At 54.9% G+C, this 13,945-nt stretch carries 9 protein-coding genes and 2 pseudogenes; 9 read left to right on the top strand and 2 right to left on the bottom strand.

Annotation, left to right across the window (positions count from 1 at the left end; all coding sequences use genetic code 11):
* Positions 1–160 precede the first annotated feature (160 nt).
* From FN806_RS12480 to FN806_RS12500, 5 genes are all read left to right on the top strand, one after another.
* Complete coding sequence (locus FN806_RS12480; RefSeq protein WP_142637614.1) at positions 161–1,891, top strand: sensor histidine kinase; 1,731 nt, start codon at positions 161–163, stop codon at positions 1,889–1,891.
* Positions 1,888–3,228 (top strand): sigma-54-dependent transcriptional regulator, encoded by a 1,341-nt coding sequence (locus FN806_RS12485; protein ID WP_142637615.1) that lies wholly within the window; start codon positions 1,888–1,890, stop codon positions 3,226–3,228. Before FN806_RS12480 ends, FN806_RS12485 begins: the two co-directional genes overlap by 4 nt.
* Before the next feature lie 126 nt (positions 3,229–3,354).
* Positions 3,355–4,365, top strand: a complete 1,011-nt coding sequence (dctP, locus tag FN806_RS12490) for a TRAP transporter substrate-binding protein DctP (RefSeq protein ID WP_142637617.1) — start codon at positions 3,355–3,357, stop codon at positions 4,363–4,365.
* A gap of 68 nt (positions 4,366–4,433) precedes the next feature.
* Positions 4,434–5,066: a TRAP transporter small permease subunit gene (locus tag FN806_RS12495; RefSeq protein WP_142637619.1), complete on the top strand. Its 633-nt coding sequence runs from the start codon at positions 4,434–4,436 to the stop codon at positions 5,064–5,066.
* A gap of 11 nt (positions 5,067–5,077) precedes the next feature.
* Complete coding sequence (locus FN806_RS12500; RefSeq protein ID WP_142637621.1) at positions 5,078–6,478, top strand: TRAP transporter large permease; 1,401 nt, start codon at positions 5,078–5,080, stop codon at positions 6,476–6,478.
* A gap of 597 nt (positions 6,479–7,075) precedes the next feature.
* Here the strand turns inward: FN806_RS12500 and FN806_RS12505 are convergent.
* Together FN806_RS12505 and FN806_RS12515 are read right to left on the bottom strand one after the other, a co-directional pair.
* Positions 7,076–7,561 carry a GNAT family N-acetyltransferase gene (locus FN806_RS12505; protein WP_142637623.1) on the bottom strand — a complete coding sequence of 162 codons (486 nt, stop codon included), beginning with the start codon at positions 7,559–7,561 and terminating at the stop codon, positions 7,076–7,078.
* A gap of 327 nt (positions 7,562–7,888) precedes the next feature.
* A pseudogene (locus tag FN806_RS12515) lies at positions 7,889–9,016 on the bottom strand (HupE/UreJ family protein).
* A gap of 515 nt (positions 9,017–9,531) precedes the next feature.
* Between FN806_RS12515 and FN806_RS12520 the strand changes: the two are divergent.
* The 4 genes and pseudogenes from FN806_RS12520 (at position 9,532) to FN806_RS12530 (ending at position 13,512) form a co-directional block, all read left to right on the top strand.
* Positions 9,532–9,810: a TRAP transporter small permease subunit gene (locus FN806_RS12520; RefSeq protein WP_185956700.1), complete on the top strand. Its 279-nt coding sequence runs from the start codon at positions 9,532–9,534 to the stop codon at positions 9,808–9,810.
* Positions 9,811–9,857: 47 nt separating this feature from the next.
* Positions 9,858–10,088, top strand: a pseudogene (locus tag FN806_RS20860) (TRAP transporter large permease subunit); the annotation flags it as partial.
* A gap of 91 nt (positions 10,089–10,179) precedes the next feature.
* Positions 10,180–11,094, top strand: a complete 915-nt coding sequence (locus FN806_RS12525) for a TRAP transporter large permease (RefSeq protein ID WP_281286275.1) — start codon at positions 10,180–10,182, stop codon at positions 11,092–11,094.
* A 390-nt stretch (positions 11,095–11,484) separates the two neighbouring features.
* Positions 11,485–13,512 (top strand): NADH:flavin oxidoreductase, encoded by a 2,028-nt coding sequence (locus FN806_RS12530; protein WP_142637629.1) that lies wholly within the window; start codon positions 11,485–11,487, stop codon positions 13,510–13,512.
* The last annotated feature ends 433 nt before the right edge of the window (positions 13,513–13,945 follow it).

Consider the following 13,945-nt stretch of genomic DNA (forward strand, 5'->3'; position numbering starts at 1 on the left):
CGCATCCGTAAGCCAGAAGAGATCAGACATGTCCACCGCTCGTTTTTGAACCGTGAATCACGCCGCAAAACGGAAATCAATGGGTCCTGACCCTAGAACTCTTGGGATGGACGGCTAATACCTACTGTGATCCTATGCTGTCGCAGTTCATGGGCATTCAATGCGATCAGCTTCGTATATTGTAGGTATTTTGGTAGCCATTGCCGCCAGCATTGGCCTTTATTTGGTTTCTTACCAGTACTTCGTTTCGGAGGAGCTTTCGAAAGCTCAGGGCCGGCTCTCTCTCTACCAAAGCTCGGTAAACAGCGAACTCGAACGATTTTCCCACCTCACCTATGTGCTGTCACAGGATTCCTTTGTAATTGGAACAGCCGAAGGAGACGGCACCGGAGCTTTAAACCGACGCCTTGAGGATTTTGCGGAGCGGGCGGAGCTGGATGCTATCTACCTGATGGACGAAGACGGGATCACGATTTCCGCATCGAACTACCGCGACACAGGGAGCTTTGTTGGCCAGAACTACGCTTTCCGCCCATATTTCCAAAGTGCCATTTCTGGTAAACAGGGCCGCTTCTATGCCATCGGGGCGACGACTGGTCTGCCAGGATACTTCATCGCCAACGCAGTGCTTGACGACCAGGGAGATTCAACTGGTGTCATAGCGATTAAGATCGATTTCTCTAATCTTCAGGATAGTTGGAAAAACTCGGGCGAACAGGTTCTTTTGGCCAATGAAGACGGTGTCATTCTGCTTTCTTCGAACTCGGATTGGCAATATCGCGCGTTGACGCCATTGTCAGAACCACAGCGAGAGCGAATTCGAAACGCCCGGCAGTTTCCGGGGCAAGCCTTAGATGCGTTGGATTGGGTTGAGTTGCCGGGAGATCAGGCCAGAATTGCGGGGACGAAGCGCTTGCATCTTGCAGCAACGGATTTGCCTCATGGCTGGTCGCTTCACTATTTTGCAAGTGACGATCAGGCTGTAGCGCGCAGTTGGCTTGTAACTGCAGTTTTTGTCCTCTTGGCGGGGCTCACATTTATCTACTTCCAGATACAACGTGCGAGACGCGTCAGCGCTGCTTTGGCGCGGTCCGAAGAGGAAGAAGCAATGCTGCGCGAAGCAAATGAAAGGCTTGCCATCGAAATCGACGACCGCAAGACAGCCGAGCGGAGCCTCAGACGCACCCAGGGCGAGTTGGAGCGCGCAAGCCGACTGGCCGCTCTTGGGCAACTATCCGCGTCGGTCACGCATGAGCTGGGCCAGCCCATCGCGGCGATGCGCAATCATCTGGTGGCTGCAGAGATTTCATCTTCCGGGGAAACCAAGCTGCCACAAAAAATCGGCAGCCTGGTTGACAGGATGGAAGGGATCACACGCCAATTACGGTTTTTTGCACGGTCGGAGAGTGAGGCGTTCGACGACGTAGACTTACGCACTTCGGTTAATGCCGCGTTGGCTCTGGTTGCCCCAAACATCGAACAGGGCAAGGTGAAAATCTCAATTGATGCGTCGACTGGTCCGGCGTTTATCCGGGGCAGTGCCCTGCGGATCGAACAGGTCATCACAAATCTTTTGCGCAATGCCATAGATGCTACGGATGAAGCGGATGCGCCTGAAATCCATATCGCTGTCATGGCTTCTGATGATGAGGTCGTGTTGGAAATTCAGGACAACGGTCACGGGTTGGGCGAGGCAACGCTGGCAGAGTTGCAAGAGCCATTTGTAACCACAAGAGAGAGCGGGAGAGGCATGGGCTTGGGACTGGCCATTTCCACCAGCATTGTCAAAGATCACGATGGCACAATGACGGCCCGAAATCGAAATGGCGGCGGAACAATTTTTCGTGTCACCTTCCCGATAGCCTCAAATACTGAAGAAACGGACGAATGAACCTGCAGCAACCTTTCAAAGTTCTGGTCGTTGATGATGACAAATCGATGCGACAATCTCTTGTCGAGTTGCTTGAAGCCGCCGACTGGTCTGTCAACGCCTTGCCACGCGCGACCCAGGTGACGGAGCATCTGGCCAACGCCTCGCCCGATGTCATTTTATCCGATGTGCGTATGCCCGGCATGTCGGGACTTGAATTGCTGGCCAGCCTGGACAGGCATGTGGCGCCTCCGGTGGTATTGATTTCGGCACATGGTGATATCCCGATGGCGGTTCAGGCCATACAGGACGGGGCATATGGGTTCATCGAAAAGCCATATGAACCACGGCGATTGCTTACGGTGCTGAGGCACGCGGCCGAACAATACCGAATGCGAAGAAGTAATGCCCGCCTCAAAGACCGGCTGTTCAAACTGTCAGGTCTTGACCGCATCCTGCTGGGCCAAACGGACGCCATCACAGACTTGCGACAAGAAGTACTTGATCTTGCTGATACGTCGGTTGCGGTTTTGTTGCAGGGAGATACGGGCACCGGGAAAGAGCTGGTTGCTCATGCTTTACATGATTTGGGCCGCTCGCCGGAGGCACCGTTTCTGGCGCTGAATTGCGCCGCATTGTCGGCCGATACATTTGAAGCGGAAATGTTCGGCGTCGCGGGTGAATCCGACGGAAGGCTTGGGGCGGCATCGGGTGGGACCTTGTTTCTGGATGAAATCTGCTCGTGCCCACCAGCGGCGCAGGCCAAGCTGTTAAGGGTCATCGAAGATCAACAAGTGCTGCCGGTGGGGGCGGTGTCGCCGGTGCCGGTAAGCTTCAGGGTCGTGTCAGCAACCAACGAAGACGTTGTACTTGCGGCCGAGGAAGGCCGCCTGCGTCAGGACCTTTTGTTTCGATTGAATACTGTCGTCTTGTCCTTACCCCCGCTTAGACAAAGACGGGATGATCTGGTTCTGTTGGCAACGCATTTCTTAAACGAATACGCGCAGGTTTATGAGATAGACGTACCAGAACTTGATCAGGACGATTTGGCGGCTCTGCTTGCACATGACTGGCCCGGCAATGTGCGTGAATTGCGCCATGTCTGCGAACGGCGCATTTTGGCGGCCCGACGCGGAGGCGGTTCGGTGGCGCAGGCTATCCAAAGCGATCAGCACTTCGACGAAGTGCCGGATACCCTGCGCGATGCCGTTGCCGCATTTGAACGCGAGCTCATAGGCAAAGCCATCAAGGCGCATAAAGGCCGCATGGATGCCGCCGCCGAAGCGCTTGGGATTGGCCGCCGGACGCTCAACGAAAAGATCGTCAAACTTGGTCTCGATAAAGAGGCTCTGTTGTAGGCGAAAACAGCTCTGCGGAAATCCGCAGGGCGCCTGGGAAAACGCGCGCATTTTCCTTCATAGTCAGGACGCCGCGCATTCTGAATACTCCGCCCAAACGAATTGCATGATCTGGGAGGAGCCACTATGCGCAAACACCTTAACCGGGCGGCCATTGCCGCCTTGTCGCTGACCGTTGCATCCGAAGCACTGGCTGTCGAATGGAACGTATCCCTGTGGGGCAAGCGTCGTGCTTTCACAGAGCATGTCGAAAAGCTGGCTGAACTGGTGAACGAAAAGACCAACGGTGAGTTTACCCTGAACATCAGTTATGGTGGCCTGTCGAAGAACAAAGAAAACCTCGATGGGATTTCGATTGGCGCGTTTGAAATGGCCCAGTTCTGCGCTGGCTATCACCGCGACAAGAACCCCTCGATCACTGTCTTGGAACTGCCGTTTCTGGGCGTGACATCGTTGGAACAGGAAATTGACCTGTCGATGGCTGTTTATCAACATCCAGCCGTTGTCGAGGATCTGGCCCGCTGGGACGCGACTCTACTGATGCCGTCTCCGCTACCGCAGTACAACCTTGTCGGGGTAGGTGACGCGCCAAAATCTTTGACTGATTTTGAAGGTCTGAGCGTACGGGCGACTGGCGGCATCGGTAAAGCGATGGAGACGGTCGGCGCGGTTCCGACTTCGATGTCCGCATCCGAAGTACGTCAGGCAATGGACAGCGGCATCGTCAAAGCCGTCAGCTTTGCACCACACGCCCATATGTCCTTTGGCACTATTGAGAACGCTACATGGTGGACGACGAACCTGAACCCCGGAACCGTCAACTGCCCGGTCGTCGTGAATACTCTGGCACTGGAAGATCTGTCCGATGAACATCGTAAAGCTCTGCTGGGGTCGATAGACGAAGCGCTGGATCACTACGTTTCCCAATACCAGACCAAAACGATGGAAGCTTGGGGCCCCGAGCTGGATCAACGCGGCATCGAACGGGTCACGTTCAGCGATGAAGAAATCGCGGCATTCAAAGAGGCCGCCGCCGCACCCGCAGCAGAAGCCTGGATTGCGGAAAACACCGAACGCGGTCTTCCGGCGCAAGAGCTCTATGACCTCGTGACCGGCAAGATCGCCAACGGTAGCTAATCCACTCACCACCCGACGTCGGCCAAGCAGGCGTCGGGTGCCTATTCCCCTGATAGCGGAGCACAACGATGGCCGGGTCATCCCTGGTGCTGTCCGACGACAGCCGTCTCAGCATTCTCGATCAACATCTCTACAAACTGGAGAGCTTTCTGGCTTTGATCAGCGGTCTTGCGGTTTTCTCTCTGATGGTCATGGCCGTTGTCTCCGTCGGTGGTCGGAACATCGCCAATGCGCCGCTTCCCGGGTATGTCGACTGGATTGAACAGGCCATGCCGTTGATTGCCTTCATGGGGATATCTTATGCGCAGCGCGATGGCGGCCACATCCGAATGGACATGTTCGTTGGTGCACTTAAAGGCCGAACGCTCTATATCGTTGAATTCGTGACAACCGCCGTCATTCTGGCGCTGATCGTCTTGCTGATCTGGGGGAGCTGGGCGCACTTCGCGCGCAGTTTCGACTATGGTGCCCCACTGTGGAGCCGCGACAGTTCCATTGACATCAGTATCCCGCTGTGGCCCGCCAAGCTGTTGGCACCCGTCGCCTTCAGCGTGCTTTGCATAAGGCTCTTTCTGCAGCTCTGTGCCTACGGTCGTGCGATTCGCCATCCTGACCAGCCGCCTATCGCCGTCCCGTTGATTCCCGATGCCGCCACCCAGGCTGCAATGGAAGCCGAGCATGTCTCGGGCCACGACAACTGAGGTAAATTCTGATGGAACCCATTGAAATTGGTCTGATCGTCTCGGGCGGAATGCTTGTTCTTGTGGTGCTGGGTATGCGCGTGGCATTTGCTGCCGCAACGGCCGGAATGGTTGGCCTGATCTGGATCTTCTGGGCCAAGTTTGGGTACGACCCGGCGCGGTTCGGCAAGGCTGTGACTGTGGCCGTCAAAACAGCGGGGCAGGTGCCGCATTCCAAGATTTCGAGCCAGGCGCTGAGCCTTATCCCGACCTTCATCCTGATTGGCTACCTCGCCTACTACGCGGGCCTGACCAAAGCACTGTTCGAGGCCGCCAAGCGATGGCTGGCATGGGTTCCTGGCGGGCTGGCGGTGTCGACCGTCTTTGCCACCGCCGGGTTCGCTGCGGTTTCCGGAGCCTCGGTTGCCACATCCGCCGTTTTCGCCCGCATCGCCATCCCCGAGATGCTGAAGATCGGCTACGACAAGCGCTTTGCTGCAGGTGTCGTCGCTGCAGGCGGCACATTGGCGTCGCTCATCCCTCCTTCGGCCATTTTGGTCATATACGCGATTATCGTGGAACAGGACGTGGGCAAACTGCTGTTAGCCGGTTTCATTCCGGGCATGTTCTCAGCTTTGATCTATGGCTTGCTGATCATTGGCATGGCTGTTGTGATCAAAGACTTTGGTCCCGCAGTCTCAGGCTTTACATGGAAAGAGCGTTTCATGTCTCTTCCGCCCGCACTGCCTATCTTGTTTGTCGTCGTTACCATCATCTTCTTTGTCTACAACCCATTCGGAGGCGATGCTTGGGGCACGCCAACCGAGGGTGGCGCAATCGGTGCCTTCGTTGTCTTTCTGATGGCGCTATATCAGGGCATGCGTTGGTCCGAACTTAAAGACGCGTTGCTGGAGACGGCCAAGCTAAGCGTCATGATCTTTACCATCATCTGGGGCGTGCTGGTCTATGTTCGTTTTCTGGGTTTTGCCGAACTACCCAGCGCGTTCTCCGACTGGATCACCTCGCTTGAGATGTCACCAATGCTCATTCTGATCTGTATCCTGCTGGCTTATGCTGTACTGGGCATGTTCATGGATGCGATAGGTATGCTGCTGCTGACGTTGCCCGTAGTTTACCCAGCCGTCATGGCGTTGAACGGTGGTGAAGCGGTAAGTGCGGCCGATAGTACCTTTGGAATGTCCGGCCCGATGTGTGCCATCTGGTTTGGCATTCTGGTAGTCAAAATGGCCGAGTTTTGCCTGATCACCCCACCTATCGGGCTGAATTGCTTTGTAGTGGCTGGCGTGCGTGATGACCTAAGCGTTCAGGATGTTTTTAAAGGTGTAACGCCTTTCTTTCTGGCGGATGCAGCGACGATCGCAATGCTCGTTGCGTTCCCTGCTATCGTTCTGTGGCTTCCTGGACAGGTTTGAATTACATGGGGTGATTTTTGAGCGCGGTTTGCCGGTACGGCTTAGACAAAGATGCAAGATGCGTGCCATTCATGCATAAGCAACGGCGACCAAACGCATAGATAGCTGGCGTCATTATCTGTTAAGTCGTGTAAAGGCGTGTCGACTGATTTGGGCCGTCCGCATGATCAGTTATTGGGTGGGGCAGGGGATCTTTCTGCAACGGCACCGGAGCCTGTTGTGAGCCCAAAGCAGTATCTTGAGAGATAGTGGAAAGAGCACTCCGCCGTCACCACGGCGAAGTGCTGAATAGTGTGTGTCTAGCTGCCCTTCGTCGAGCGTGCGAAATCCTGTAGAACGGTAACTCACGGTCTGCGGGACGGAGCCGACTTTTGCTCACGCCGCTTTTGCTGACGCAGAAACCCCTCGCAGGCGCGACACGCCATTTGTTGCATCGCAGAGGATTCTTCGTTTGCGGTCATTCATCGGCGCAAAATTCAGCCAATTCCAAACCGCCTTTTCGCTGCAGCTGGGTCCGGCAATCGAGGAGCGGACAAATTGGACTTTCCCATTGAAAATTTGAATGTCCGCTCTGCACGGCTGAGATAATCGGGCAGTTCAAAGTTTCATAGACATCTCATGCCAAGTCATTCCTCCATGGTCAGAAGTCGATGGCTGTAAATAGCTGTATCCAAAATTCTCGTAGAGTGGGACGTGATGCTCTTTGCACATGAGATGGATTGTGGATTTACCCATCCTTTTCATGCGCCCCACGAATTCGACCATCAATGCCCGTGATAGACCCTTGCCCTGATGCGCGGGATCAACAACAACAGACATTATTACGACATTTGGGGCGTCGGGGTCATGGCCAACAAGCTCTTTGAACTCTTCATCAGACATTTCGACTTCATGAGCACATCCGCAATTTACAAAGCCAACTATCTCGCCTTCCACCAAAAGAACTAGGAAGCCATTGGGATAGACCTCAATCCTTTTAGAAATCTTTTCGAGCGTTGCTGCCTCGTCGCCTTCGTAGGCATCAATCTCTATTTCAAAGCAGCGAGTTGCGTCGGCAGGTTTGGCGTTTCGAAATTCTCTCATGTGCCTACACTATTCGGGATGGATAGAGTTGCAACGCCGCCGTTCGTACTCATCGCAGCATTGGTTACTGAGGGCTCGCTCCCTGGTTTCGCCGCCTGAAGCGCGAACTATGGCTCCTGATTTCCCAACGTCCGCGCATTGAACAATAAGACACAAGATCAAAGACTTGACCAGATCCTCCTGTGGCCGGTTTCGATCAGCCGATCACAACGGCATTGCCGCGCGAGCATCGGGCCGCGCTGAGCCCAATCTGTCTTATGCTGCAGAACAGTCGAATGTCCGCTATTCTCTCAGGCGATCATCACGGTACGCGCCATCGCAATGACCTTAAGCCAGCGTGGAATAAACCTCGGCAATTCGTTGAAAGGTCCAAAAGCAGGCCATAGCCGCACATCCACCGGCTAAGCCCACTCGTAGGGACATCCACAAACTGGAGCTCACGCGCCGACACATTATCAAGGCAGGCCAGAGCGCAAGAATTATGGCGACCTGGCCAAGCTCGACGCCTAAATTGAAAGCAAGCAGGCTCTACCAGATATTTGGGGATGTAACCTGCAAAATCTTGTGCAACACAAAGCTGAATCCAAGACCATGCAAGAGGTCAATCAGCGTTGTCAAAAGTACCATCGCGAATTCAGAACGCGCGCGGTCCTTGAAGCTCATAAACGCCGCTGCGGCTGCAAAAATGATAGAAAGCGCGATCCCGGTTTCGACGGCAGGAACAAACCACACGCCCGACGGCACAAACCCGAAAAACCCCAGCGACAGCGTTACGCTATGCCCCACGGTAAAACCGGTTGCACGCAGTAATAGCGCCCTGAGTGTTTGCGCCCCAATGACCAAACACACAACAAACAGAACATGATCCAAACCTTCGAGATTATGTCGTGTGCCTTCCCAGACAAAACTCAGGAATCCTCCGTACCCTTCTTGCTGAACCTCCACAGGGTCGGTAATCAGACCCCGAGACCGGAAAATCTGCGGTGTGTCAGACGCGTAATCGAGAATGAGGTTCGCCGTTTGGTCCTGATCCGGCAAACCGGGGTCCAGCACGTTGGCAATGCTGTACGATTGGACCGGGCCGTCAGTGTCATAATGCAGGACGAGATCGACAATCGTGTCACCAACAAAAAGCGGTGGCGTTAAGGCCGTTTCGGTGTCTACTGCCTGTTGAGCCTCGGCTAAAGTTGCAAATCCGGGCTCAATTCCAACGCGATGCAAGCGAACGGCCTCAACTGTTCCTCTTAAGCGGTGGTCGTCGATCAACAGGTGCAACCCACCTTCGGCGATTTGCCCCAGCCCGTTGGGATCGCTCATTACAGCTTGCAAGTCGACAAAATGGACCAACTGACTGTTACTCATGGCATTGGTCGTGAATGGTGCAGCATCTGGCAGAGCGTCATCGTCCTGCTCGCCGACCTTGTCCGCAACCAGATAGGGCATGGGTGTACGCATAAAGACGCGCAGATTATCCACGGAATGCTCAACATGCGTTACGCGGACATTGAGATTCAGCAAAAAATGCGCCGAGGCTGACAGCGTCAGTGACAAAATCAAGCTGACAAAAAAATACCGAAAGCAAAAACCTTTGGTCTTAAACACTTATGCATTTGGATCGCGAGCCTCGATTACAGTTAGCCCATCCAACTCCCATTGCCCGGCTTCTGGTATAACTTCAACCAGCGCCCTGAACGTAACGGCGCGTATGTGGGCGTGCCCCCAATGGCCGCCTTCGACTTTCACGGTCAATCTGACCAGAGTGCTAAATCCACCCGGTTTGAGGGTCGGATCAATGCGTTCTAATTTCAGGTCTCTAACATCGGTAACTGTAGCAAGACTGCCTCCTAGCGTTCGGTCGCGAGGCCACGTTCTGAGCAGCCTCATCTGATCGGTCCAAGTTGATTGTTAGTGCATCATTGGCCTGTGATCCATTGAGATGATGGTTTCGGGAGCTGGCGGGCGGTAGCCCAGTGCACTGTGGGGTCGACCTGCTGACTGAACGCGCCGGACCTCGCACTCAATGGCTGGTTGAGGTTTGGGGGATGATTGGTGTGATCCTGGTCGCTGCGGCTGTTCTCTACAGCCCGGTGATTATGGTGCAGTTCTCATACGATTTCGGGATCTATTCAGACGGGTATCTGAGCGTTCAAATGTGGATTCCGCAAGGCTTCCTACTCATCGGCATGATGATACTAATCCTTGCGGCTCTGGCTCGCATCTTTACGCTTCTGACGGTGCGCCGACCATGAGGACGTTTCATATTTTGGCCGGTCTGATTGTCCTCTTGCTCACGGGTATGCCAATCTTTGCCGGGCTCGGGCTTACATCGCTAATCAAAATGATGCTGACGGAGGGCAACGTGAACAGCGCGGCTGATACGGTGTTTGCCAAACTGAACAACGGACTTCTTACGGCTATACCGATGTTTGCTTTCTTGGCTCACGTGATGATCCGTGCCGGCGTGGTTAAGGACCTTTACGAAGCAGCAAATGCAATGGTCGGCCATTTGCGTGGTGGACTTGGGGTCGCCACGATCCTCTCCTGCACCATATTCGCAGCCATTTCCGGTTCGTCTGTAGCCACAGCACTTAGCTATTGGCTCGACGGCTATCTCGCAGATGAAGCGCTTCAACTACAGCCCCAGCAATTCCTACGGTGTGATTGCAGCGGGCGGTACGCTCGGGATTCTGATTCCTCCCTCTGGGCCTCTTATTCTCTATGCCATTGTAACCGAGGCCTCGATCGGAGCTCTTTTCCTAGCCGGGTTGGTGCCGAGTATCATGATGGCTGTCATATTCGCGGTTTGGGCGATGGTCAGCGCTGGGTTTGGGGGCACGGCTGTCTCTCAACCATTTGCAGGTATGGGCGTTATTTGGTCACGTATGAGGCAGTCGATCTGGGCCTTATTGATGCCACCGGTGGTTTTGGGCGGAATCTACCTCGGAGTATTTACGGCTACTGAAGCAGCTTCTATTGGCTGCCTTTACGCGCTGTTCATCAGTGTAGTTGTTTACCGCAATTTCGGTCTGAACGACCCTTGGGTGACTGCGTTTGAAACAGTGCGCACAACGGCGATGCTGTTCATGATCCTGGCTGCTGCGGCGCTGTTTGGTCACGCCGTAACCATTATTCGCCTGCCCATAAAGATCGTCGAACAAGTGACGGCAATGGGCCTCAGCCCCGCCATGTTTGTCGTAGCTGTTATGCTGCTCATTCTGGTGCTGGGCATGTTTTTGGAGACCATCTCGATCATCCTGGTTACGGCGCCAATCGTTTTTCCTGTCATGCTGGCACTGGGGATCGATCCAATTTGGTACGGCATCCTTCTAATGATCAACCTCGAACTTGCGCTGATCACACCTCTCGTGGGGATGAATCTCTTCGTCATCAAGGGCATTGCTAAAGCCCCTTTGTACGAGGTCATTCGCGGCGCCTTGCCATATGCAGCGCTAATGCTGCTGGGCCTGATCCTCGTCTTTGCATTCCCACCTTTGTCCACGTGGCTTCCCGAGGCGGCGGGGTTCGGCGGCTAAGCAACGCGTTCATGAAACTCCTTGAGTATTACCCTTTTCATCCTTAACGCCATGTCTCAGTAGGATTGGACCCAATGGCTAGGGCTCGTTTGAGACACTAACCGTATACTTTCTGGGTCAGAAATGTCCGACGTTTAGGTTAGAACTGAATGACGTGATCCTCCGACTCATTGAGGTTTTGGCTGTCAATTGAGTCAAAGGTCAGTGACGTTCCACCTTTCTTGGTCTGGTCGTCATTTTGTGGATCAGTGTCGGAAAAAGTGAACTCTCTCCCCGTATTTCCCAAGTAGCATAACATTGACAGCGAACGTTGTCAGTCACAGAAGCTGTCAAAAGGGGCCCGACCCGGAGCTGTTTTTAGACCGGTGTCATTACCGAAGGGAGTTGACCATGGCGAAACTACTTGATCCGTTTCAGCTCAAGCACCTGACGCTGCGCAACCGAATCGTCAGCACCTCTCACGCGCCCAATTACGTCGAAGATGGTCATCCGCGAGACCGTTACAGGCTGTATCACGAAGAAAAGGCCAAGGGTGGCGTCGCCCTGACAATGATCGGAGGATCGACGAATATCGCTGCCGACAGCCCCTCGGTATTCGGCCAGCTTTATGCCGGCGACGACAGTATCGTTCCCTGGTTTCGGAAGCTCACGGATGGCGTGCATCTGCATGGGGCCGCTATCATGTGTCAAATCACTCATATGGGACGCCGCACTGCTTGGGATGATGGGCATTGGTTACCGGTTATTGCCCCGTCCGGCGTTCGCGAACGCGCGCACCGCGCCTTTCCCAAAGCAATGGAACAAGAGGACATTGAACGAGTGATCGGCGATTATACCGCTGCGGCGCGACGTTGTCAGCAGGGCGGGTTCGATGGGATCGAGCTTCTGTCCCACTCGCATTTGCTGGGCCAGTTTCTGTCTCCGCTCACCAACCAACGCGACGATGCCTTTGGTGGAACGTTGAAGAACCGCATGCGCCTGACCCTGCAGGTATTGGATGCGGTGCGCGCAGAGGTCGGTCCGAAGTTCATACTGTCCATGCGCATCACCGGCGATGAGTTGATTGAGGGCGGGCTGAGCGCCGAGGACTGCATTGCCGCCGCCCGGATGCTCGAAGATAGTGGCCATGTCGACCTGCTCAACATCCTGGTCGGGGCGCCCTACGATGACCTTGGCCTTGCTGAATGGGTGCGCCCTATGGGTCTGCCAGCCGCTCCGCATATTACTGTGGCCGGACGCATCCGCGAAGCCGTCAACCTGCCGATCCTACATGCAGGCGGCATCGCAGACATTGCAACGGCTCGCCACGCGGTTACAGGCGGCCATGTCGATCTGGTCGGCATGACGCGCGCCCAAATGGCTGATCCTTATTTGGTGGCAAAACTGGCGCGTGGGGAAGAGAATCGTATCCGTACCTGTGTCGGCCTCGGGTATTGCGTGGACCGGGTCAATCAGGGCAAGCCCGCCGTGTGCGGACACAATGCCGCCACCGGGCGGGAGCAAACTTTACCCCATGTCATTCCTGCCAGCCGCACCCGAAGGAAGGTGGTTGTCGTCGGCGGTGGACCTGGCGGTCTGGAGGCAGCGCGGGTCAGTGCCTTGCGCGGTCACGATGTGGTTTTGTTCGAGGCGTCAGATCGGCTGGGGGGGCAGCTTGTTTTGGCAGCCAAGGGCGGGACACGCAGGCAGATATGGGGTGTCGCCGATTGGTTGATTTCCGAGGTTAACACCCTTGGTGTTGATCTCCGCATGAATACCTTTGTCGAGGCCAGTGACGTGTTTAGAGAAGCCCCGGATTTAGTCATAGTTGCTACCGGAGGATGGCCCGAGCCAGTATCCATTCCAGGCGGCGATCTGGCGCTCTCCAGTTGGGAGGTTCTGTCCGGAGAAGCGCGTGTCTCGGGCGAAGTTCTATTGTTCGACGAGATTGGAGACCATCCCGCGGCAGTCACGGCCGACATGTTGGCAGGCGCTGGCCACAGCGTCGAACTTGTGACCCCCGACCGGGCGATTCTGCATGACCTTGGCCCAACGACCTCTGCCGTTGCTTTGCGCGATCTGGCAGCCAACGGGGTGACCTTTACCTGCCTCCACGAACTTCGTGCTCTAAGCCAAGAGGGAAACCGGGTGTGCGCCAGCCTGCGTCATACCTTGACCGGTGATATCACCAAACGTCTTGTAGACCACGTGGTCGTCGAGCAAGGTCTGATTCCGATAGACGAGCTCTATCATGACCTAAAGCCAGGTTCGCGAAACCTTGGACAGGTCGATCACAAGGCGCTGGTCAATGGTGCGTTCCCGTTCAGGGAAGAAGAGCCGGATGGCCAGTTCTATCTGGCCCGAATTGGTGACGCGATCGCAGGCCGCAATATGCACGCCGCGATTCTCGACGCTATGCGTATTTGCTGTTCAGCCTGAGCTGCGCTCCGAGCATTTTTCATCAGTTGCGGCGAAGGCAAAGCTGTACCTCGGCCCGCATCGAAATACCTTCAGGAAAGCAGAAGTTCGCAGCACTCGCACAGAGACCTAGTTTGCAGGCGAAAAGCAGACCTTAAGTTCGAAATACGATGCTTGCTCTACGCTGGAGGAAGCGGCCGCCCCAGCAAAGGGCTACCTAATCAATGCGGCATCGAAATACGCTCCCGATACTCAAACTTGGTGCTGTAAACAGGCTTGGCGGTTCAAAACCCACCGGTGCAAAAAACCAATGCTCGTTGAATTTTCTTGCAGAACCAACAGTACAGTGTTGAGATTGCTTCTGTCATTGGGAGGCTGGTCGGATTTTGATCTGGCCAACGCAATTAGATCAACTAGCGACTTAGAGCGACCGCCCCTAACGACGAATTGACGA

This window comes from Ruegeria faecimaris (assembly GCF_900182615.1).
GTDB lineage: Bacteria > Pseudomonadota > Alphaproteobacteria > Rhodobacterales > Rhodobacteraceae > Ruegeria > Ruegeria faecimaris.